Source organism: Acetobacter sicerae, from assembly GCF_011516765.1.
GTDB lineage: Bacteria > Pseudomonadota > Alphaproteobacteria > Acetobacterales > Acetobacteraceae > Acetobacter > Acetobacter sicerae.
This window is the reverse complement of sequence record NZ_JAAABN010000010.1, coordinates 123,455-144,388: the sequence shown is the minus strand read 5'-3', so window position 1 is coordinate 144,388 and position 20,934 is coordinate 123,455. Positions and strand designations below refer to the sequence as shown.

Sequence of the window (20,934 nt, the reverse complement as noted above, 5' to 3'; positions counted from 1 at the left end):
TTGCCAGATACGCATATGGCGCAATACTCGACGAAAATTCAAGAGAAAAACCATATTGACAGAAAATATCCGATTTTGTACCGAAAAGAAAGATATTTATTTTAATATTTGGATGGTAAAGTTAATAGAATGAGTGTTATTGCTGATTTACTTATCGGACTGGCATCAGCATTCCTTTTTGCCCTGCTGGAGCCCTATCTGTTGGGATTAGAGCCGCAGTGGAAGTGGGTTTCCGCTGTGGCAGTGCTTATTGGCGCTGGTGTAATTGCTCACCTGCTCAGGCGAGCCAAGCCGGATGCTCTTAAAAAAGCACGGAAAATTCTCACAGGGAATGACGCTGGGGAAGATATAGAGATCACAGCAAATAACTTAGACGCGACTGGCAGCCAAGGGAACGTTCTTACCGAAAACAAGGCTAAAGGTAACGTTAAGATTGATATTACGGACAGCAAGTTTTGATGTTGCCTGTGGCAAGTGCCTTTCGTGTTGATTGGGAGACTGAGTTCGATAGATTGCGTCCTTTTCTCGAAGGAAGAGGCGGGGTTATTCAGATCAATTTTACCTCAGAGGATGCAGCCCCCTCAAAATTCAATCATATTCTGAAGGAAGATTTTGGAGCGTCTGACAATCGGAATTACCTGTCGCTCCGCGTAGATGATGCATGGAGCACAACATATACGGTCGACGACCAGATCGACGCATTCGCGAGGAAGCTGGCCGAAGGAGGGGTTGTTGTCGATTTTTCCGGGATTACGCCCTATAGTGGAAACGTCTTATCAGAAAATAGCGCAGGTGGCGATCTTACAATCAGCGTAACTGGACTGACGATTGTAAACGGATTCGATCAATCCCCTTACGCCCGGGGAAAAAGAATAGAGGCCGTCTGTGATGGGGTGCGCCGCTTTGTGAGTGGCGGTGGCCACTTCATGGTGGTTGTGAACGATATGACGCAGGGCGAACAGGCAAGGTTCTGGAAGCAGTTCTGGTATGCCGGACTAGAAAGGGCGGGCGACCGAAGCCTGCTTCTCATTTATTTTGTTGGCCCGAAATGTGGCAATCGTCCACATGCTGATGCGCCGCCTCCAAGCTTGCGCCTGACACTGCCGACGGCAATCGAAGGTGACGAGGTCAGAGAGAACTGTGTGTATGATGACATTCTTGATCTGTTCAAAGAGGCCGGATACATGCCGGAGGAAGTGGCTGTGGCCGCAGAGGGCATAATCTCCAGCCACGGCCACTCGGTTCTGGCCGTCCAGGAAGGACTCGCAAAGCTGTTCTTGAGGCTGCAAACCAAGCCAAACAGGAGGGAGGCTTGAGCCGCCTATCCTCCTTTCTCGATGGAGCGCCGGAAGGAACAGCGACGACGCTTGCGGCACTCGCCTGCGCCGAGAGTCTGACTGATGCCGTGGCGCTCGCCATCTACCAGAAGGTTCCTGTTCCAGGTCTAAGCGCTGAAAAGTTTATTGCGGGTTTTAAGTATTCCGGCCTGACCGAGCCTCGAAACAGTGAATGGAACCTCTTGCCGGCGCTGAGAGAAGAGCTTGTCGGAAAGAAGAGACTTCTGCCTAAAGCCACAGGCGAGGAGATTCATAAGGATCTGCTCGCGCTCGGGCAGGTCGAGGCAAATCGGCAGCGGGCAGGTACAGAGATACCCTCTTACCTGTTTACCGAGGCCGGACAGGCCTATCATTTCGCCGGAACAGGCGCAGTTCAGACCGCGCTTGAACATTATAGTGCAGCATCAAGAGGCCCATTCAATGGCGCTCAATGGCTTGGCGCGAAGCTCGCGGCAGAGCAGGAGCGTAATCATGTCATCCCCGAGGGCGCAGTAGAGACTACTTTCCTCCGAGCTTTGGTAATGCTGCGCGAAGGACACAAGCGTGATGCCATGCCGCTGTTCCGCCGTGTTGCGACGACTAACCGTGAGATGCGGGAAGTGGCGATTTCATTGCATATCATTGGAAACGATAACAATCGCGGCCAGAGGCGCGAAGCCGAGCGCGAACTTCATCGCAGCATCGAGATCGACAAAAAGCTAGGCAACGAGTTCGGTGTCGCCCAGACCCTGCACAGCCTAGCCAACCTCTTGGGCAGGCAGAACGGCCGGTTCAAAGAGGCCGAGGACGCCTATAGGGAAAGCATCGAGATCCTTAAAAAGCTAGGCAACGAGTTCGGTGTCTCCCAGACCCTGCACAGCCTAGCCAACCTCTTGAGCAGGCAGAACGGCCGGTTCAAAGAGGCCGAGAGCGCCTATAGGGAAAGCATCAACCTAGGCAAGAAGCTTCGCAACGATAATCACATGGCGCAGGCTCTGCGAAGCTACGGTCTAGCGATCGAACAGCATTCGCCAGATGAGGCGCTGCTGCTATTGCAGCAGTCGCTCGAAATCAATCGGCGGCACAGGAAATGGGAATTTGTCAGGCGGCTAGAGAGAGACATCCGCAATATGGAAGCACGGACCACGAGTCGACTTCCGCCCCCCCCCCGCCAATCCTGAATTCAGACTTGGCTGATAATGCTCGCGCTACTCAATCTACCTCTGCGGACGATTACGTTACAAATTAGGCGAATGGGATTTTGATGCACCTGTCCTGTTATTACTCTTCAACCATAACCGGCGACTGCTTTTGCGGCGATCGCCGAGAGACCACTAATTGGCAGCCTTTGGTAAATTTCCACTAATACTAATCTGCGGTTGAATTCTGCCTTTCCTCCGATCGGGATTGGTAACAGGCTAGTCTGCTTATAGCCGAACTTGCCCGCAAGAGATCAAGTTGCTCATGTCTGCTATGCGACAAGCTGTTCATAGGCACGTATGCCCGGCATGAGGGCGTAAGCTGCCATCAAAGATGGTCTATTTTCAGTCTTTCAGGGGGTCAACGGGGGAGTTCTCTCTCCTTTGCCAGATGTCGAATGGGTAGCCATTCGACACTGCTGGCTCCCTTTTAAAACGGTATTTTTTTGAAGGCTGTTTCCGAGTAACTTATGGCCTCTATGGTTTGCTTGAGGTTGGCTGTTGAAATGCCGGTCAGATAAGTGGTTGTGCCCTGACTTTTGTGGGTTGCTTCATGACCAAGCAGACGGTCAATCCACACCTCCCGGATATTAGCATCCGCGTTTCGAAGTTGAGTCGATACTGTGTGCCGGAACGAATGGAATGTGATTTCAGCGGGCAAACCAATGCGGGTCTTGAGCAATGAAAAAGCTCGTCCCAGTGCTGCGCCCCTGACACCCTGTTTCGAGGTTTCCAGACCGGGAATGAGGTACGGACCGTCAGTGGTCTTTTTGAGCGCCAGAAGACCTGCTTCTATGAGTTTTGTATGCACAGGCACCATGCGGATGCCAGCTTCTGTTTTCGGTGCCCAGCCGGTTTCGGTATGAGGGCGGATAAGGAAGCAGGGGATACCGTCAACGCTCTGGAGGTCTTCCTTGCGCAGGGTGCAGATTTCCCCCAGCCTCATGCCCGAATAGGCTGCAATCAATGTGACCAGCCTAAAGGTTTCTTCTGGCACGGATGTGCTATGCCATGAGGCAGAGGCCAGCAAAGCCAGTTCTTTGGTCGTCCAGCTTCTTCTGACGGTCTTCTGTCCGTTTTCAAAATTCCAGCCTGTCCACGGATTGCGTGTGACCAGTTCCCGCTGGTGTAGCTGGTTCCAGAGGGCAGAGAGACGCATCATGTGGTTTTTCACACTTTTCCCGCTCAGGGTCTGTAAACCTTCCTCTCTGGCCCTCTGTGCTTCTTCTGCAAGGGTGAGGCTGCTCTTACGCTTGCCCAATGATGCTGGAAGGGAAAACAGGAGGTCTCGGAATGCTCCAGCCTTTTCGCCCCCTATGATGGACACGGGCGCATCTCCGAAAGCTTGTAAAAATAGCTCTACCGCCCGCTGTGTCGCTTTCTTGGTGTCGGCGCTGGCGTGCGGATTATCCAGCACAAAACGTTTCAGCGCACCCGACAGCATAAGAGGAGTAGCCTTGGCGAGTTTGGGTGCTTTATTCACTGTCCGGGGTTTTGGCATCGGTGTGGAAACTGGCACGGCCCCCGTTTCCTGAGCAGATGAAGGCAGGTTCACGCTCTGCAAATCCCGCAGTGCAACCCGCAGTCCCTCAAGCCTGCTTAAAGCGTCCGGTTCAGCCAGCACAGAATGGGCCTGAATGAACAGTTCAGTGGTTCTGGCATGAAGAAGGGATGCCTTTTTGCGGGCCTCATTCTGGTAGCCAGTTTTCAGGGAAACCCAGATTTCCCGCCGGTTTAAGGCTGCTCGCAGGGCAGGGGGAACAATACGGCGGAAGTGGTAGGTGGTGCCTCGGACACGGAGCATAAAATCTTCCCTCGGTGGGGAAGGACGATGGAGCAAAGATAGCCTTTGCCCCTCATTCAGCCGAAAAATCGTGCTATTTCAGGTGTCTGTGGTGCGAACTGCGGGACTCGAACCCGCACGCCCTTACGGACTCGAGATTTTAAGTCTCGTGCGTCTACCATTCCGCCAAGTTCGCGTTGGTGGCGGGTTTCTAGCATGTCACAAAGTGATCGGTAAGAGCCTTTTGTCAGGTCTCGTCAGCCCGCTCTCATAAGCGCGAGACCGTGATTTTTGAGCCAGAGTTCGGCCTCATTGCGGGTCGGACACATCTGGTCGACCAGCGCCCAGAAGGCGGCGCTGTGATTGTGGTGCTTCAGATGCGCGAGCTCGTGCAGGATGACGTAATCCTGCACGAAATGTGGCGCCATGATGAGACGCCAGTTCAGCATGATGCGTCCCGCCGTGCTGCAACTGCCCCAGCGGGAGGTCGCGTCACGCAGGGCGAATGTCTTTGGAGCAAAACCGGTTCGTCCCGCGAGTTCCTGTAACCGCTGGCCAAGCCGTTTGTGCGCCAAAGCCTGAAGGAAATCACGCACCCTACGGGCAAGAAAGGCGGCATCTCCGCTGACGTGCAGCTTATGGTCCGCGTCGATCCATGCCCCACCCCGCTTCTCCGGTGCGTGATGGATGGTATGGGCAACGCCATTAACAGGGATGAGACACCCTGCCGCAAAACAGATCGCCGCCGGCTGTCGTTGTAACTGCCGGACGATCCAGTCGCGGTGCGCGTGGAGGAGCGATACACCTGTTTGCGGCGAGGCGCGGGTCGGCAGCGTCACGACGATACTATCGCCAGCGCGGGACAGGCGGAGGGACAGGCGGCGTGCGCGCGTCGAACGTCGCCATGTGACCGGAAAAGTACCAGAGGGAAGGAGGATGCTGTCAGGGAGCGCATCCTCAGAAGAAGAGGGTCGGGGGACCCGAGGCTTCATTCGACCGGCTCATCCGTCGGGTCGAGCGCAGGCCATTCGACGACATAGTCCTCGAGATTGCCTGCCTTTCGTTCACTGACGCAGCGATCCCCGGCAGACACGCCTGCCTCTCGGACACTGTCCGGATTGCCGGTAATCAGCGGGTGCCATGCGGGAAGGGGCAGACCATCCGATAGTCGCTTGTAGGCGCAGGTCGGCGGAAGCCAGTCGATGGTTTCCAGCATGGGGGCTGTCAGGGTGATGCAGTCCTGCACCTTGCGGTGACGTCCGGCATAATCAGTGCAGCGGCATGTGTGGGTGTCGAGCAGGCGGCAGGCGACGTTCGTATAGTGAAGACTGCCGTCATCTTCATCGCGCAGCTTGTGCAGACAGCAACGCCCGCAGCCGTCGCAAAGGGATTCCCACTCCTCGGTGGTCATCTGCTCGAGGGATTTGGTTTCCCAGAAAGGGGTGTCGGTGGTCATGACGAAAGATACCCGCAACGCGCCGTCGGGGAAAGATGCAGAACGTCGTCTTTCAGGGGCCGGCCAGCGGACGCCAGAGCAGGGCGAATGTCATGATGACCGCAAGCAGCGCTGTGGCGATACTTCCCAGAATCATTCGACGACGCAGCAATGGCAGCCACAATAACGAAACCCGGTCGGACCAGCTGGCGCCAAGGGATCGCGCGGTCCGGGTGACATCCGGTTGCGCGTTGACCAGAGCGCCCATCAGGGGAAGCGTCAGGGACGGGCTGATGAGAAATCCCTGAATCACGGAGATGAGGGTGGGAATGGGTTCCTGCGGGAAGAATTCTGACGACAGGACCAGAGAGGGAAGCAGGAAGGCGACGACAATGTCCGGGATCCAGAAGGCGATCGTCAGAAAGTACCAGATCCGGGCGCGGGACGTCGCCAGACACAGCGCCGACATCAGCACCGCTGAAGCGAAGGCGATGATTGCGTGTGTCGCGACGACGCCGGGGGGGAAATCGGGAAGGGAAGTCATCTCGTCATCATCTCAGCGCTGGCTGAGCCATTGGTCGAAGCGGGTTTTGATCGCAGGCAGATTCCTGCGCCAGAAATCGACATTCATGGGAAATGCCGGGGGCAATGCGCCGATACGCGGCCGTGCCCATTCCGGCGCAGGCGTGATCAGCTGTGCATTGAGGGCGCTCTGCTGCTCGGAGGCTGCGGCCCATGTCGCCAGCGCCAGTGCTGACGTCAGATCTCTGGTTCCGTTTGCGGGGATGACCCAGTCATAATTGACGCGCAGCAGGGGAAACCAGAGGTTTCTGAAGCGCGGCGTCCGCAGGTTGGCGTTGGCGGCGGCGACCTCGCTGGTCGGAATGACGCTCATCAGGGCTGCGCCCTTGGTGAGGATGTGCATGGCTTCGGCCGGGGAGGTCCACCAGACGATGTAAGGCCGTAGCTGGGCGAGGCGTCTGAAAGCACGGTCGAGGCCGGCAGGCGATCCCAGGACGTTATAGATCGCGTCAGGAGGAACGCCGTCGGCAAGAAGGGCGATCTCCAGAGTGATGCGGGGGTCTGCACGCAGGCCACGCTTGCCCGGATGCCGGGCGACATCCCAGAAGTCTCTCCAGTTTGGAGTATCCCCAAAGCGCGAACTGTCCCAGGACAGCGCGTAATCCAGCGAAAGCGCGGGCACGCCGCAGCGGGCCGGGTCGGCGTTGCTACTCTCGGAGGCTGTGGCGGGAAATGGCAGAAAGAGACCCTCACTGCACCCTGTCTCGGCGTCATCATCTTCTATGAGCACAAGAGACCAGTTCTGCCTGCCTGACCGCAGCAGGGTATAGTTGGCGTCAGTCAGATCGGACCAGGGTGTCGTTCTGACTTTCTGATGGGTGAGCTGGGAAAAGGGTTTCCAGACAACTTCATTCAGCGTGGCGTTCAGGGATCCGGGCTGTGTTGCAACCACAAGAGGCCGGGCAGCGGTCTGCCTGACACGCGTGGCGGCATCCGATTTCTGAACGAGGCAGCCGGTGGAGAACAGGGCAGCCATCAATCCGGCCAGAAGGAGGCCAGGCATTTTATTGAGCCGGAACGACTCACCCTTGCTCGGTGCAGAAGAAAACAAGATACGCCCTTGGGTTGCCTAGACTGTCCGCAGACTAGCCTTCTTTGTCCTGTGACGGGAAGACCACCGCTGCCGAGGGGCCCCAGGCCAGCAGAACTGTCTGTCCGACGGCGACGCCGGGGGGCAGCGAGCCTGCCGGCCGATGCACGGTCATCTCCGTGCTGTCAGCGAGTCGCACACGAAGCACAAGGACGTCTCCCAGATTGCGGATGTCACTCAGGGTCGCGGGAAGACTGCCTTCCGCACCATCAGTACTGGTGGCGCCTCGTGGAAACATCAGGGCAATTTTGCCGGGGCGGATGCACAGTTCGACAAGATCGTCTTCCGCCACGTCTCCTTCTGCGAGCGCTTCCATCGTGCCGCCACAGGCGAGACGAGTCTGCACGATGTCGTCCTCGACCGTGATGGCCAGCCCGGTGAGGGTATTGGCATCCGTCATGGCGGCGGCGACCCGTGCGGAAACGGGACGTTCCATCAGTTCTGTAGCCGAACCGATCTGCAAAAGTACGCCATCTGCAATGACGCCGATGCAACTGGCGGCAGTCAGCGCGTCGCTACGGTCCCGTGTCAGCAGCAGAAAACTGGTTTCACGCGCTCTCTGCAGCCGGATGAGGCGCTGGTGAATGTCCGTGCGGGTTTCACTGTCCAGCCCTGCGAAAATATCCTCCAGAATGATCACGGCCGGGTCGGTGGCCAGCGCCCGGGCCAGTTGCGCGCGCAGGCGTTCAGAGACAGTGAGCGCTGACGGAAGAGCGTCGGCCTGCTGTTCCAGCCCGAGGAGAGCAAGAAGCTGGGCAATTTTATGTGTTGCCTGATCCTGCGGCAGCTTTCGTGCACGGAGGGGGAAGGCCAGATTGTTCCGAACGGAAAGATGCTCAAACAGCGGGTCCCGTGCCCCGACGACAGCAAGGCCGCGCTGGCCGACGGGGCGTCGTGAGATGTCCTGGCCCAGCAGGGTCAGACGGCCGTCTCCGGCAGGTCGGTGCCCGCTCAGGATATCGGACAGCGCTCTCAGACTCTGTCCCGAATCATTCAGCAGGAGGAGCGCCAGACATTCTCCCGCATGCAGCGTAAAGGAAAAAGAAGGACGGTCTGAGGCAAGGTTGATAGTGTCCACACTCAGTGTGGCTGAACGCGTGCGTGATGTCATGCCGGCAGGGAACCACAACCAGACCAGAGAGTTAAGATGGTTGTTGCGTCCGGAGCGCCGGAAACAGAGCTGACCGTCCGGTCAGCGAACAGGAGCGAATGAATATGTCTGCAGAAAAAATCAAGAAACAGGCTCAGGCTGCAGTAGACGATGCCTCGACAACGGCCCGCGACGAGCTGGAAGCGCTGAAGAATCAGCTGGAGCATTTTCTGAGCGCTCATGTCGTTCCGCCGCTTTCCGACGCGGCGAACTCGGCCGTCTCCAATGCGCGTGAGATCGCTGAACACCAGAAGGCAAGCGTTGCGACCAATGTCGGTGCTAAGCCTTTCCTCTCCATCGCGATCTCTTTTGTCGTCGGATTTGTCGTCGGACGTCTGTCGCGTTAATGTTCCGCCTCAGGAACCTGTCGTCAGGGGTGCCTGAGGCCAGATAAAGAGTTTACCTTCTTGTGAAGTGTTATGCTCCTGCCTCGGTTGCTCTTTGGACGAGGCAGGGGTCATAACAGGACGCCGGTTCATCCTCGATGCCGGCTTATGTGAGGTAGACGGGGATCCAATGCACTTTTTTGATGTCGGCAAGTCCGCGGCCCAGGCGGAAGTTCAGCTTCTTCAGCAGAAGGCGATGCGGATCGGGCGTCAGGTCGCCCTGCTGTTGGTCGCGGCGCTCCTTGGCTTTTTCTCACTGATTACAGGCCACGCGCTGCTGTGGGCCATCTTCCGTTACGAGTTCGGGTTCGGCCCGGTCCTCTCGCCCGCCATGGTCTTCTTTGTCGACATTTTTCTGGCTCTGGTCTTCGCGTTCTTCGGACGGCGTTCCTATCTGTACCCGGCTGAAGTGGAAGCGCACCTCAACCGGGATCGTCGTCTGAACGAACTGCGTCAGTCCCTCAATATGCTTTCTCTGGCTACTCTCGTGGCCGGGCCGCTGGGTCGCTTTGTCGGCTCGAAATTGCGGCGGAGATAACAGCATTACTTTTTGTATGCTGGAAAGCGGGCCAAATGGTCCGCTTTTTTTATGGATTTATCCTTTTCAGACATGAATTAACGTATGTCATCCATTTGGATGTCCGGCTACTCGCAAGGTGAAAATTATCATCTATGGCAATCGCTGCTGATTTGGAAATATTTCTCTATTGACGTTTGAAGAGTATTGTCTGATCGCGCCATCAAAAGACGATCTATTTATACAGTTTATACAGTAAGAGGGCTCCCGCAGATAGAAACAGAAAATTTCTGTTTGGAGAGTGGGTGTTCGTCATGGTGCTTCTGTGTGCCATAGTAATTCGAAGAGGAGTGGAACTGCTCTCTCACCGGCTCGCGAGACGACTGGCGGGACTTCATATTCTGCCGTAAGCCGCATGGAGATGCCTGATTGCCGATATCGGGCGCCAGTCTTGCTGAAAACAGGAACAAGCAGAATGTGGCGTAAATTTCTGGAGAAACGAAAACGTGCATCCAGAAGAAAAAAACGGATAGACCAAGCCTATAAAGGATCTGTCGACGCCATGTTCTCCATGGGACAGGCCTGTCTTGTCGGTGAAGAAGGTGTGGCGCCTCATGCGGGACACGCCGCTTGGTGGATGGAGCGTGCTGCAAGAGCGGGTCATCAACTGGCCTGTGTGCATGCCGCGCGTCTGGCGTGGGACGGTTTTCTGCCAGATGAACAGGCGCTGGGCCAACCTGTGCGGCAGGCTTCCCGCAAAGACGATGCTCTGATGTTCGCGAGGCTTGGTCATCAGCGAGGCGATCCGGACGCTTCGCTCTTTCTCGTCTGGCTTCTGGATGCCATCAGAATGAAGGCGGACCCAGAGCGTCTTGAGGCGTTACAGGCGGCGGCTGAAAAAGGTTTGCCGCTGGCGCTGGTGGGGCTGGCTGATGTGGAGGCGCGTGCTGGAGCGTCGGCTGAACGGGTCATGGATCTGCTGTCGATCCCGTTGGAGAAAAATCTCGGTATTGCTCATTACATGGTTTCGACATGGTATGGGCAGGGCACGCTGCTGGGACAGGATGAGAAAAAGGCCCGGCACCATCTGGAGATCGCTGCCGATACCGGATACGTCCCGGCCATGGCGCTGCTCGGGGAATGTCTGATGGTGGAAAATCATCGTCCGAGTGACGGAGGCGCGGACGATGAGGGGAAGGAGCGGCTGCGTCGTCTGACGCGGGGTGAAAGTTTGTTGCGCAAGGCTGCGGCTGGCAATGGAAGAGCCGCCTGTGTTCTCGGAGATTACTGGTCGACAATCGCTGAAATTCCCGATATCCGGCAGGCAGTCCAATGGTACGAAAAAGCGGTTTCCTTGGGATTTTCCGGTGCTTTTTTCATGTCAGCGCGTATCGTGCTGGAGGGACGCTCCGATCACATGACGCAGCAGGAGGCCTGGACACGGATGGAACAGGCAGCCGGGGCTGGTCATGCGGGAGCCAAAACGGTCCTGTCAAAAAAATTATCGTGTTGAGAAGGGTTTTTCAGATCCCGTCAATACTCTAGGTTTCTCCCTTGTGGTCGACAGGGTCCTTCGACTTTCAATCTTCTAAAATCAAGCTTCTCTTCAATGCAGGATCGTACATCATGGAACAGCCCCGCCCACCGTTGCCGCCCTTTCTCACCGCAGCTGACGCCGCCAGAAAAGTCCGGCTTGCTGAAGACGCATGGAACAGTCGCGAGCCTGAAAAGGTTGCGCTCGCCTACACGACGGACAGCGTCTGGAGAAACAGAATCACGTTTCTGGAAGGGTGTGAGAAAATCATCGAGTTTCTGGAAGAGAAGTGGAGGCGGGAACAGGATTATCGTCTGATCAAGGAACTGTGGGCGTTTCGCGAAGATCGTATTGCCGTCCGTTTTGTCTATGAATGGCATGACGACCAGCAGAACTGGTTCCGGTCTTACGGGAATGAACTATGGGAGTTTGATGCGGCGGGTCTGATGCAATGGCGTGTCGCCAGCATCAATGACATGCCGATCACAGAAAGTGATCGCCGGTTTTTCTGGCCCCAGGGACGTCGTCCAGACGACCATCCGGGACTGACGGAACTGGGCCTGTAGTCCGAATACACAGTGGCGGACGCCCCGACGTTGAACGCATCGGGGCGGAGTGAATATTGCCTCCTGCTGCTCGCTGGCGCACAACATCTTCAGCGATAGTCAGCAGGAGGAACGCGGTCGCATGTCAGGCGCCACAGTCAGCACGGATGTTGTCATCATTGGCGCAGGTCCAACCGGACTGTTCGCCGCCTTCCAGTGCAGTATGCTCAAGATGAACTGCATCCTGGTCGATGCGCTGGATGAGATCGGCGGCCAGTGTGTGGCGCTCTATCCGGAGAAGCCGATTTACGACATCCCCGCCTGTCCCGCGATTGAGGGCGGCGAACTGATCGAGAAACTTTCCGAACAGATCGAACCTTTCTCCATTCCGCGACTGCTTGGACGTCGTGTCGAAGGTCTGACAGGCTCGGCCGGGGATTTTCGTCTGGAGACCAGCAAGGGCGATGTGATCCATGCGAAAGCCGTAATCATCGCAGCGGGTGCGGGCGCATTTGGACCGAACAGGCCGCCGCTTGAAGGGCTTGAGGAATACGAGATGACAGGCGCAGTGCGCTACAGTGTCCGTCGCAAAGCCGATTTCGAGGACAAGAGTCTGGTGATCGCCGGGGGAGGCGATTCTGCGATCGACTGGGCGCTGTCGCTCTCCCGCCTCGCTCGCAAGATTTATCTGGTCCATCGCCGCGACAAGTTCCGTGCCGCTCCGGAGAGCCTGAGTCAGCTTGAGGAAGCGATTGCTAAAGGTGTGGTGGAAAAGATCACGCCCTATCAGCTCAAAGGGCTACAGGGCTCGGAAGGCAAATTGACCGGCGTGGACGTCGCCACCCTGCAAGGCGAGGTGAGAACACTGGAGGCCGAGCATCTGCTGGCCTTCTTCGGGCTCGCCACCGACCTCGGGCCGATCGCGCAATGGGGCATCGATCAGACGCGCTCGACGATTCCCGTCACGCCGTCATCCTGCCAGACCTCGCTTCCGGGCGTGTACGCCATTGGTGACATTGCGTCGTATCCCGGCAAGCTGAAGCTGATTTTGCAGGGGTTCAGCGAGGCGGCCATGGCGGCGCATGCCATTTACGCCATCGTCAATCCGAATCAGGCTCTTCATTTCGAATATTCAACGAGCAAGGGCGTGCCCGGCTCCGCGTAAAACGGCCTTTTGCCGTCATATGTGAGAGGATTTGCGGAGAAAGAAAGCCGGTTTGCAGGCAATCTTTCTCTGACAGCCTGTTTCCATCAGGTCCCATGATGCTCTAGTCTTTTTGTCTGGAAGCGAAACGGACAGTGGCGGAGATGTGAGGCGATGAACGTAGCGGCGCAATGGGCTGGCGGCATTCTGAATATCGATCTTCAGGCTGTCGCAGAGAATTATCGCACGCTGTGTCAGGTCATCCGGCGACCGGGTCCGCTCTCCGTTCCACACCCGCTCTGCGCCGCCGCCGTGAAAGCGGACGCCTACGGGCTGGATGCTTCCCTTGTCGCGCCTGTTCTTGAGGAAGCCGGCTGCCGGCACTTTTTCGTCGCACATCTGGCTGAGGGCGTGGCGCTCCGACCTTCTGTCAAAAATCCTGAGTCATCGATCTTCGTGCTGCATGGTCCGCCTCCCGGCACGGCGCGTGACCTGCTGGAGGCCGGACTGGTGCCGGTCATCAACAGCATGGAGCAACTGACCGAGTGGCGTGCGTTGAGCCATGAACTGGGGCGGCGTCTGCCTGCCGTGTTGCAGGTTGATTCCGGCATGGCCCGATTTGGCATGAATGCCGAGGAAGTCGCGAAAATCGCCGCAGATCCCACGCTTCTTGACGGCATCGAGACGGTGCTGGTGATGAGTCATCTCGCCTGCGCCGATACGCCCGAAGTCCGGAGCAATCGGGCGCAGCTGGAAGAGTTCCAGCGTCTCAGCGCGATGTTGCCGAAAGCGCCGCGCAGTCTGGCTGCATCTTCGGGCATTTTTCTTGGGCCGGACTGGCACTTCGACCTCGTCCGTCCGGGCGCGGCCCTGTATGGCGTCAATCCCACACCCGGCAAACCGAATCCGGTGAAGCCTGTCATCCGTCTGCAGGCGCGTGTCATCCAGACCCGGTCGATCCCGGAAGGGCAGGCTGTCGGGTATGGCGGCGGTTTCATCGCTCCCCGTCCGAGCCGTATCGCGCTGCTCGGAATCGGGTACGGCGACGGCTTTCTGAGAAGCATTTCCGGGCATGGCGCCGCTATCCTGCCGTCGCAGTCTGATGTTCCGCTGCCGGTCATCGGGCGGGTCTCGATGGACTCGCTTGCTGTCGATGTCACGGATCTTCCGGAGGGCAGCGTCCGGGCAGGCGATCTGATCGATCTGATCGGGCCGCATAATCCTCTGGACGCCGCCGCGATGGCTGCCGGGACCATCGGTTACGAATTTTTGACCGATCTCGGCAGGCGCTATCATCGCACCTATACAGGAAACGAATGATTTCTATAGCGTAAGTAAATCATCGGAAAACTGACGGTTTTCAGAGCATGAATTCGGTTTGTTTTGCGCGCGTAAGTGGATTTACAACATTTTCATTCATGTAAATCTGTGCCGTAAAAGCCGCAGTTTTCCGGGAACTCCACGGTCAGGATAATATTTTACTTGTTCAGTCGGCGGGAAACCGGTCAGTATTATTGCAGTGACTGGTTTCGGCGCTGAACTCAAACTCTCTCACCAAAAAGAAGAAGAAGACCGCTCCATGTTGTCCACGCCCCGTTTGACCCCCGAATCTTACAAGCGTTTGGTTGAAACGGCCCGAAACGATCCGGAAGCTTTCTGGCTCAGGGAAAGCAGCCGTCTGGCGTGGTCCGTCGCGCCGAAGTCAGCCGTGGATATTGGCAAGGGCTGGTTTGCGGATGGCGCGCTCAACGCAAGCGTGAACTGCCTCGATCGCCATCTGGCGACACGCGGAGATCAGACCGCGATCATCTGGCAGGGCGAGGAGGATTCCAATGTCCTTCGCCTGAGCTATCGCGAGTTGCATGCCCGCGTCTGCGCGCTGGCCAACATCCTGCGGGATAGCGGCGTCAAGCGCGGCGATCGGGTAGCGATTCATCTGCCTGCGGTGGTCGAAGGCATCATCGCCATGCAGGCGTGCGCGCGGATCGGCGCGATGCATATGGTCCTGTTCGGCGGGTTTTCCGCTGAAGCCATCGCTGACCGTCTGGCTGACAGTGGGGCTGTTGTCGTCATTACCGCCAATGTCGGGCGGCGTGGCGCGAAACGGATTCCGTTCAAGACCACGATGGACGCGGCCATCGCCTTACGTGGCGAGGCTTCGACGGTCCGGCGCGTGCTGGTGGTCGAGGTGACGGATGATGCCGTGCCTTTGACCGAGGAGCGTGACTCGCTGCTGACGCCTCTGCTGGAAGCGGCTCCGACGACGTGCGAGCCGGAGGCGATGAATGCGACCGACCCGCTGTTCCTGCTTTACACGTCTGGCAGCACCGGCAAGCCGAAAGGCATTGTCCACGGCACCGGCGGCTATCTCACATGGGCGTCCTACACGCATGAGCTGATCTTCGATCATCAGCCGGGCGACGTGTTCTGGTGCACGGCCGATATCGGCTGGATCACGGGGCATACCTATGTGTCCTATGGTCCGCTCGCCAACGGTGCGACCCTGCTGCTGTTCGAAGGCATGCCGTCTCACCCGACGCCGGGCCGCTGGTGGGATGTGATCCAGAAGCACGGTGTCACGACGTTCTACACCTCGCCGACCGCCATCCGGGCGCTGATGAGCGAAGGCAACGAGATTCCCGTCGGCTATGACCTGTCGAGCCTCCGGGTGCTGGGATCTGTCGGCGAGCCCATCAATCACGAGGCGTGGACCTGGTTTCATGACGTGATCGGCGGCGGGCGGTGCGCGCTGGTCGATACATGGTGGCAGACGGAAACCGGAGGGGCGATGATTTCGCTGGTGCCCTATGCCGTCGAACCGCGCCCTGCTTCGGCCACGCTGCCGCTGCCGGGCGTCAATCCTGTGCTGCTGGATGAAAAAGGCACGCCGCTGGATGGAGTTGTCGAAGGTATCCTGTGCATTGACGGCTCATGGCCGGGGCGTGCCCTGACCATCTGGAATGATGACGCCCTGTTCCAGACAACCTACCTCAAGCCGTATCCCGGTCATTATTTCACGGGTGATGGCGCGCGCCGCGACGCGGATGGGTATTACTGGATCACGGGGCGCGTGGACGACGTGATCAATGTGTCCGGTCACCGTATCGGCTCGGCGGAAATCGAGGACGCCATTTCGGAAATTCACGATATTTCCGAAAGCTCCGCCGTGGGTATTCCCCACGACATCAAGGGGCAGGGTCTTGTGGTCTATATCGTGCCGCATGAAGGACTGAGCGAAGAGCAGACGACTGGTCTGAAGGATCAGGTCATCAGGACCATCGCCTGCAAGGTGGGGCGTTATGCGGTGCCGGAGGCGGTCTATGTCGTGCCGGACCTGCCCAAGACACGATCCGGCAAGAATGTCCGCAGGCTCATGCGCAAGATTGCCTGTGGCGAGACGGAAGGGTTTGGCGATCTGTCCACGCTGGCCAATCCGGGGATTGTGAACGATCTCATCAGGATCGTCGGCAAAGCGTGAGTTTATGAAGGGCGGAGGATGACTCTGCCCTTCATGCCTGTGGCGTTCAGACCAGACGGGACTTATCTGCCAGCCGCTTCCTCGGCGACCTTCTTGCGGAAAACATCCACCGAAATAGTGGCGGCTTCCAGAATGTGGTCCCGGGTCAGGCGGGCGCACAGTTCCGGGTCGCGGGCGCGGCAGGCGTCCAGTATGGCCTTGTGTTCGCGGTCCGTGATGGCCTTGCGACCCTCAATGACCAGATGCCCACGGATGTAACGATCAAGCTTGATGTGCAGGTCTTCGATCATTTCCAGCAGGCAGGGGCGTCTGGCGGCAGCATAGATGGCGTTATGGAACGCCCTGTTCAGGCTGCCCGAATGGGTGACGCCATCCTCTACAAAGGCTTCGTAAGCATCCTCGACATGAGCGAGGTCCACCCGTGTCATGTTTCGTACGCCTTCCGCCGCCGCCTGTTCTTCCAGCAGGGCGCGGATGCGGGAATATTCGAGAATATCCTCTTCATCGAGACCAATGACCACTGCTCCCCGGTTGGGCAGGCAGGTGACGAACCCTTCCGCCTCCAGCCGCTTGAGCGCTTCCCGGACAGGAATGATGCTGACCCCGAATCCATTGGCGAGTTCGGACTGAGGGAGCGCCTGCCCTGTCTGGATAATATCGGCGAGGATGGCGTTTCGCAGGGCGATGCAGATCGTTTCAGCTGCGGTGCCATGCGCGATGGTTTCTACACTGGCAAAAAGTCGGGTCGGCAGCATTTCGACGGCATTCCGGTCAGAGAGAAGTCTGTGAGGCAGGGCGCATCATACCATAATCGTAATGTTTGGTCAGGCCTTGATCGGAAGGGGAGATCGGGAGGCGGAAAAGAGGCTGTCAGAGCGGAGCGCCGCTCTGATAATATAATATATTGCGGTGATTATATTTCTATGACATGGGAGAAATTATCATTGTGATACCGCAACCAGATGGGTCAGCATCGCATCAGGGCTGACACTCTGGCCGGCCTTTTGGAATGTCGCTCCCATGACAGCAACACACCTCCCCGACTCAGCCTCCGTTCCGGACTTTTCGTCCCTGCCGCCGCTGAGAAAGGCCATCATCAACGCTTTTCGCCAGCCTGAAGCCGCGTGTGTCGAGGCTCTGACGCCCGCCGCGACCCTGACGGACGGACAGAACATCGCCGTGACTTCAATCGCCGCCCGCCTGACGGAGACGCTGCGCGCCCGTCGGAATCCGGGACTTGTGGAAACACTGGTGCAGGAGTTCTCACTGTCCACGACGGAGGGAGTCGCGCTGATGTGCCTCGCCGAGGCTCTGCTGCGCATTCCCGATACGGCGACACGCGACGCGCTGATTCAGGACAAGATCGGGGAGAGTGACTGGCTCTCGCATGTCGCGCGTGGCAAGCCGATGTTCGCCAATGCGGCGGCATGGGGGCTGGCGCTGACCGGACGGCTCATGGGCGAGCATGACGAGAAACGTTTGTCCGGCGCATTGATGGGGTTTGTCGAGCGCAACTCCATGCCGGTCGTGCGCAAGGCCGTCGATGCCGCCATGCGCCTGATGGGCGAGCAGTTCGTGCTGGGACAGACCATCGAACAGGCCCGCAGGAACAGTCAGAAACTGGAAGAGCAGGGCTTCAGCTATTCCTATGACATGCTGGGTGAAGCGGCTTACACCGCCGCCGATGCCGAGCGTTACCGGCAGGATTATATCAGGGCGATCGATGTGATCGGTCGCAGCGCCAGAGGCGCGAACGTTTACGAACGTCCCGGTATTTCCATCAAGCTGTCGGCGCTGCATCCCCGTTACTCCCGCGCCCAGCGCGACCGGGTGATGAACGAACTGCTGCCGATCGTGCAGGATCTCGTGCTGCGGGCCCGACGCTATGACATCGGGATCAATATCGACGCCGAGGAGACCGAGCGTCTCGACCTGTCGCTCGATATTCTGGAAGCGCTATGCGCCACGCCGGGTCTGGAAGGCTGGAACGGCATCGGCTTCGTGGTGCAGGCCTACGGAAAGCGTGCGCCTTTCGCTCTGGATTTCATCATTGACCTCGCGCGCCGGACGAATCATCGCATCATGGTGCGTCTGGTCAAAGGCGCTTATTGGGATAGCGAAATCAAGAAGACTCAGGTTGAAGGGCTGAGCGATTTTCCGGTCTATACCCGCAAATGTCACACGGACATCAGCTACATTGCCTGCGCCCGTAAGCTGCTGGACGCACGGGATGCGATCTTTCCGCAGTTCGCCTCGCATAACGCCCGCACTCTGGCGACCATCTACACGCTGGCAGGCCAAGACTTTCATGTCGGGTCCTACGAGTTTCAGTGCCTGCACGGCATGGGCGAGCCGCTTTACCGACAGGTGGTCGGTGCGGACAAGCTGAACCGCCCGGCTCGCATTTACGCACCAGTCGGCACGCACAAGACCCTGCTGGCCTATCTTGTGCGTCGTCTGCTGGAAAACGGTGCGAATTCGTCCTTCGTGAACCAGATTGGCGATGCTGCCATTCCTGTTGCCAGGCTGATTGAAGATCCGATTGAAGTGGCGCGGCGCTACACACCGTATGGTGCGCCACATTCGGAAATTCGCAAGCCACAGGACATGTTTGCGCCGGAGCGGACAAACTCGGCGGGTGTGGATCTGGCCGACGAGCGTGTTCTGTCCGAACTGGAGGCGGGCATCCGCAATGCGCCCCGCACACTGGACGCTGGTCCGATTGTCTCAGGTAAAACGATCTCCACTGGTCCGAAGCAGGATGTGACCAATCCTGCTGACCGGCGGGACGTTGTAGGGACAGTCGTCTGGGCGACGCCGGAGGTGGTGACGCAGGCTGTCGACGCCGCCGTGAAAGGTCAGACGGCATGGGCGGAAACAAGCCCGGACGATCGTGCGACCATTCTTGCAAAAGCTGCGGATATTCTGGAAGAACGTCATCCGGCGCTTATGGCTCTCCTCGGACGCGAGGCCGGGAAATCCCTGCCGAACTCCGTGGCCGAAGTGCGCGAGGCTGTCGATTTCCTGCGCTACTACGGCGCGACGATCCGACGGGATTTCAACAACGACACACACAAGCCACTGGGTGTAGTGACCTGCATCAGCCCGTGGAACTTCCCGCTAGCGATTTTCCTTGGGCAGGTCTCGGCGGCTCTGGCGGCAGGCAATGCGGTCATTGCAAAACCGGCTGAAGAAACACCTCTGATTGCAGCCGAAGCTGTGAAAATCATGCACGAAGCAGGCGTTCCTGTGGATGTGCTGCATCTTCTGCCGGGAGAAGGCGATGTCGGGGCCGCTGCTGTGGCCGACGAGCGTGTGATGGGCGTGATGTTCACCGGCTCGACGATGGTGGCGCAGTTGATCAACCGTCAGCTTGAGGGCCGCCGGACCACGACAGGGCAGCCGGTGCCGTTTGTTGCTGAAACCGGCGGCCAGAATGCGATGATCGTCGACTCTTCCGCTCTTGCGGAACAGGTGGTTGTCGATGTGCTGGCTTCCGCTTTCGACAGTGCTGGTCAGCGCTGTTCGGCGCTGCGTGTTCTCTGCGTGCAGGAGGACTGCGCCGATCACGTTCTGACCATGCTGCGTGGCGCAATGGACGAACTGCGGATCGGTAATCCGGCGGAACTGTCCTGCGATGTCGGACCGGTCATCACGGCGGAAGCTGCGGCAGGAATCACGAAACACATTGAGGTGTTCCGCAAGCGTAAAGCGCCGGTCACTTCTCTGAACCTGCCACAGGACTGCGCCAACGGCAGCTTTGTTCCTCCGACCCTGATCGAGGTGCACAGTATCCGTGAGATCGGTCCGGAGGTGTTTGGTCCTGTCCTGCATGTGGTGCGTTACCAGCGCGACCGTCTCGATGATCTGCTCAATGACATCAATGGCACCGGCTATGGCCTGACATTCGGTCTGCACACCCGTCTGGATTCCATGGTCCGTCATGTGCTGTCGCGTATTGATGCTGGAAATCTCTACGTCAATCGAAACACCATTGGCGCTGTCGTTGGTGTGCAGCCGTTCGGTGGACGTGGGCTTTCCGGGACGGGACCGAAGGCGGGTGGCCCACTGATCCTGCGTCGTCTGCTGTCGGAGGCGCCCGCTGTCGAAAAGACGGGAGTGAGTCAGGTGACACCGGAAAAGACGATGTGGACGGACTGGCTGTGCGGTCGGGGGGATGTCCGGGCCCAGAAGGTTTCCCGGGACTGCTCAGGTCGGTCTCTTTTCGGCGAGGAACGCGTCCTGCCGGGGCCGGTCGGTGAGCAGAATCTCTATCGTCTGACGTCGCGTGGCGCGGTGCTGTGCATTCCTGTCACGCAGGAAGGACTGTTCGACCAGATTTCATTCGCCTTGTCGGGAGGCAACGAGGTGCTGATCCTTGCGCCTGCCGACCTGACGGGATGGATCGGGACGCTGCCTTTCAGACTGAATCCTTTTATCCGCCTTGTTGCGAGTGCGACTGCCGAGCCCTGTGCGGTCCTGCTGGGTGAGGAAGATAATGCGATTTTCCGTCAGGCCCGCAAGGAACTGGCGGAAGGCAACGGGCCGATTGTCCCGGCTTATCTGACCGGAACATCTTTGCCGCATTCCGAAAGCGTGCTGGAGGAGCAGTCCCGCAGCACCAACACAACGGCGGCAGGTGGAAACGCGAGCCTGATGACGCTGGGGTAAGAAACCTTTCCTCTCTGAAGTTGAGAAGACTACGGCACGAACGCTGCTGTAGTCTTTTTTTGTATTGCATGATGATACCGTGAAGCGCGTTTTCAGAAGTATCA

General features: G+C 58.1%; 18 protein-coding genes and 1 tRNA gene. 11 read left to right on the top strand and 8 right to left on the bottom strand.

All coding sequences use genetic code 11. The features are described from left to right. Positions 1-129: 129 nt before the first annotated feature. From GVI59_RS12385 to GVI59_RS12375, 3 genes are read left to right on the top strand one after another with little or no spacing between them, the layout of a single operon-like run. Positions 130-459, top strand: a complete 330-nt coding sequence (locus GVI59_RS12385; RefSeq protein ID WP_173574520.1) for a hypothetical protein — start codon at positions 130-132, stop codon at positions 457-459. Beyond that, the gene (locus GVI59_RS12380; protein WP_173574519.1) at positions 459-1,316 is read left to right on the top strand and encodes a hypothetical protein; all 858 of its coding nucleotides are present in this window, start codon (positions 459-461) and stop codon (positions 1,314-1,316) included. Before GVI59_RS12385 ends, GVI59_RS12380 begins: the two co-directional genes overlap by 1 nt. Next, on the top strand, positions 1,313-2,497 hold the full coding sequence (locus GVI59_RS12375; protein WP_173574518.1) for a tetratricopeptide repeat protein: 1,185 nt from the start codon (positions 1,313-1,315) through the stop codon (positions 2,495-2,497). Before GVI59_RS12380 ends, GVI59_RS12375 begins: the two co-directional genes overlap by 4 nt. A 448-nt stretch (positions 2,498-2,945) precedes the next feature. On the opposite strand, the gene GVI59_RS12370 is transcribed toward GVI59_RS12375, so the two are convergent. The 7 genes from GVI59_RS12370 to GVI59_RS12340 all read right to left on the bottom strand — a co-directional run bounded on the left by GVI59_RS12370 (position 2,946) and on the right by GVI59_RS12340 (position 8,516). Continuing rightward, positions 2,946-4,319 (bottom strand): site-specific integrase, encoded by a 1,374-nt coding sequence (locus GVI59_RS12370; protein ID WP_173574517.1) that lies wholly within the window; start codon positions 4,317-4,319, stop codon positions 2,946-2,948. Positions 4,320-4,408: 89 nt separating this feature from the next. Beyond that, a tRNA-Leu gene (locus GVI59_RS12365) sits at positions 4,409-4,494 on the bottom strand. Positions 4,495-4,555: 61 nt separating this feature from the next. Further along, positions 4,556-5,290 (bottom strand): M48 family metallopeptidase, encoded by a 735-nt coding sequence (locus tag GVI59_RS12360; RefSeq protein ID WP_173574516.1) that lies wholly within the window; start codon positions 5,288-5,290, stop codon positions 4,556-4,558. Continuing rightward, positions 5,287-5,754: a YcgN family cysteine cluster protein gene (locus tag GVI59_RS12355; protein ID WP_173574515.1), complete on the bottom strand. Its 468-nt coding sequence runs from the start codon at positions 5,752-5,754 to the stop codon at positions 5,287-5,289. The genes GVI59_RS12360 and GVI59_RS12355 overlap by 4 nt, the downstream gene beginning before the upstream one ends. 52 nt (positions 5,755-5,806) lie before the next feature. Beyond that, positions 5,807-6,277, bottom strand: coding sequence for a hypothetical protein (locus GVI59_RS12350; protein ID WP_173574514.1), 471 nt, complete (start codon positions 6,275-6,277; stop codon positions 5,807-5,809). A gap of 12 nt (positions 6,278-6,289) precedes the next feature. Next, on the bottom strand, positions 6,290-7,318 hold the full coding sequence (locus tag GVI59_RS12345; RefSeq protein ID WP_173574513.1) for an extracellular solute-binding protein: 1,029 nt from the start codon (positions 7,316-7,318) through the stop codon (positions 6,290-6,292). A gap of 82 nt (positions 7,319-7,400) precedes the next feature. Continuing rightward, positions 7,401-8,516: an ABC transporter ATP-binding protein gene (locus tag GVI59_RS12340; protein ID WP_173574512.1), complete on the bottom strand. Its 1,116-nt coding sequence runs from the start codon at positions 8,514-8,516 to the stop codon at positions 7,401-7,403. A 104-nt stretch (positions 8,517-8,620) separates the two neighbouring features. Between GVI59_RS12340 and GVI59_RS12335 the strand changes: the two genes are divergently transcribed. From GVI59_RS12335 to acs, 7 genes are all read left to right on the top strand, one after another. Further along, the gene (locus GVI59_RS12335) at positions 8,621-8,902 is read left to right on the top strand and encodes a hypothetical protein (RefSeq protein WP_173574511.1); all 282 of its coding nucleotides are present in this window, start codon (positions 8,621-8,623) and stop codon (positions 8,900-8,902) included. Positions 8,903-9,071: 169 nt separating this feature from the next. Further along, positions 9,072-9,479, top strand: coding sequence for a hypothetical protein (locus GVI59_RS12330; RefSeq protein WP_173574510.1), 408 nt, complete (start codon positions 9,072-9,074; stop codon positions 9,477-9,479). Positions 9,480-10,020: 541 nt separating this feature from the next. Next, entirely contained in the window at positions 10,021-10,971 is a 951-nt protein-coding gene (locus tag GVI59_RS12325; RefSeq protein WP_242013077.1) for a tetratricopeptide repeat protein, read from the top strand. Positions 10,972-11,084: 113 nt separating this feature from the next. Continuing rightward, complete coding sequence (locus tag GVI59_RS12320; protein ID WP_173574508.1) at positions 11,085-11,558, top strand: nuclear transport factor 2 family protein; 474 nt, start codon at positions 11,085-11,087, stop codon at positions 11,556-11,558. A gap of 121 nt (positions 11,559-11,679) precedes the next feature. Then, the gene (locus GVI59_RS12315; RefSeq protein WP_173574507.1) at positions 11,680-12,702 is read left to right on the top strand and encodes an NAD(P)/FAD-dependent oxidoreductase; all 1,023 of its coding nucleotides are present in this window, start codon (positions 11,680-11,682) and stop codon (positions 12,700-12,702) included. 153 nt (positions 12,703-12,855) lie between these two features. Next, a complete protein-coding gene (gene alr / locus GVI59_RS12310; RefSeq protein WP_173574506.1) occupies positions 12,856-14,001 on the top strand; it encodes an alanine racemase in 1,146 nt (381 codons plus the stop codon). A gap of 199 nt (positions 14,002-14,200) precedes the next feature. Continuing rightward, positions 14,201-16,159, top strand: coding sequence for an acetate--CoA ligase (acs, locus tag GVI59_RS12305; protein ID WP_338422097.1), 1,959 nt, complete (start codon positions 14,201-14,203; stop codon positions 16,157-16,159). Between the two features lie 62 nt (positions 16,160-16,221). Here the strand turns inward: acs and GVI59_RS12300 are convergent, their stop codons facing one another. Continuing rightward, positions 16,222-16,914, bottom strand: a complete 693-nt coding sequence (locus GVI59_RS12300; RefSeq protein WP_173574504.1) for a GntR family transcriptional regulator — start codon at positions 16,912-16,914, stop codon at positions 16,222-16,224. Between the two features lie 265 nt (positions 16,915-17,179). Here GVI59_RS12300 and putA point away from each other — a divergent pair, with 265 nt between their 5' ends. Further along, complete coding sequence (gene putA / locus GVI59_RS12295; RefSeq protein WP_173574503.1) at positions 17,180-20,830, top strand: bifunctional proline dehydrogenase/L-glutamate gamma-semialdehyde dehydrogenase PutA; 3,651 nt, start codon at positions 17,180-17,182, stop codon at positions 20,828-20,830. Positions 20,831-20,934 lie beyond the last annotated feature (104 nt).

Bases quoted from the DNA above. Each gene is read 5' to 3' on its own strand.
- GVI59_RS12385 (WP_173574520.1), top strand. From the start codon at position 130: ATGAGTGTTATTGCTGATTTACTTATCGGACTGGCATCAGCATTCCTT.
- GVI59_RS12380 (WP_173574519.1), top strand. From the start codon at position 459: ATGTTGCCTGTGGCAAGTGCCTTTCGTGTTGATTGGGAGACTGAGTTC.
- GVI59_RS12370 (WP_173574517.1), bottom strand. From the start codon at position 4,319: ATGCTCCGTGTCCGAGGCACCACCTACCACTTCCGCCGTATTGTTCCC.
- GVI59_RS12360 (WP_173574516.1), bottom strand. From the start codon at position 5,290: ATGAAGCCTCGGGTCCCCCGACCCTCTTCTTCTGAGGATGCGCTCCCT.
- GVI59_RS12355 (WP_173574515.1), bottom strand. From the start codon at position 5,754: ATGACCACCGACACCCCTTTCTGGGAAACCAAATCCCTCGAGCAGATG.
- GVI59_RS12350 (WP_173574514.1), bottom strand. From the start codon at position 6,277: ATGACTTCCCTTCCCGATTTCCCCCCCGGCGTCGTCGCGACACACGCA.
- GVI59_RS12345 (WP_173574513.1), bottom strand. From the start codon at position 7,318: ATGCCTGGCCTCCTTCTGGCCGGATTGATGGCTGCCCTGTTCTCCACC.
- GVI59_RS12340 (WP_173574512.1), bottom strand. From the start codon at position 8,516: ATGACATCACGCACGCGTTCAGCCACACTGAGTGTGGACACTATCAAC.
- GVI59_RS12335 (WP_173574511.1), top strand. From the start codon at position 8,621: ATGTCTGCAGAAAAAATCAAGAAACAGGCTCAGGCTGCAGTAGACGAT.
- GVI59_RS12330 (WP_173574510.1), top strand. From the start codon at position 9,072: ATGCACTTTTTTGATGTCGGCAAGTCCGCGGCCCAGGCGGAAGTTCAG.
- GVI59_RS12325 (WP_242013077.1), top strand. From the start codon at position 10,021: ATGTTCTCCATGGGACAGGCCTGTCTTGTCGGTGAAGAAGGTGTGGCG.
- GVI59_RS12320 (WP_173574508.1), top strand. From the start codon at position 11,085: ATGGAACAGCCCCGCCCACCGTTGCCGCCCTTTCTCACCGCAGCTGAC.
- GVI59_RS12315 (WP_173574507.1), top strand. From the start codon at position 11,680: ATGTCAGGCGCCACAGTCAGCACGGATGTTGTCATCATTGGCGCAGGT.
- alr (WP_173574506.1), top strand. From the start codon at position 12,856: ATGAACGTAGCGGCGCAATGGGCTGGCGGCATTCTGAATATCGATCTT.
- GVI59_RS12300 (WP_173574504.1), bottom strand. From the start codon at position 16,914: ATGCTGCCGACCCGACTTTTTGCCAGTGTAGAAACCATCGCGCATGGC.
- putA (WP_173574503.1), top strand. From the start codon at position 17,180: ATGACAGCAACACACCTCCCCGACTCAGCCTCCGTTCCGGACTTTTCG.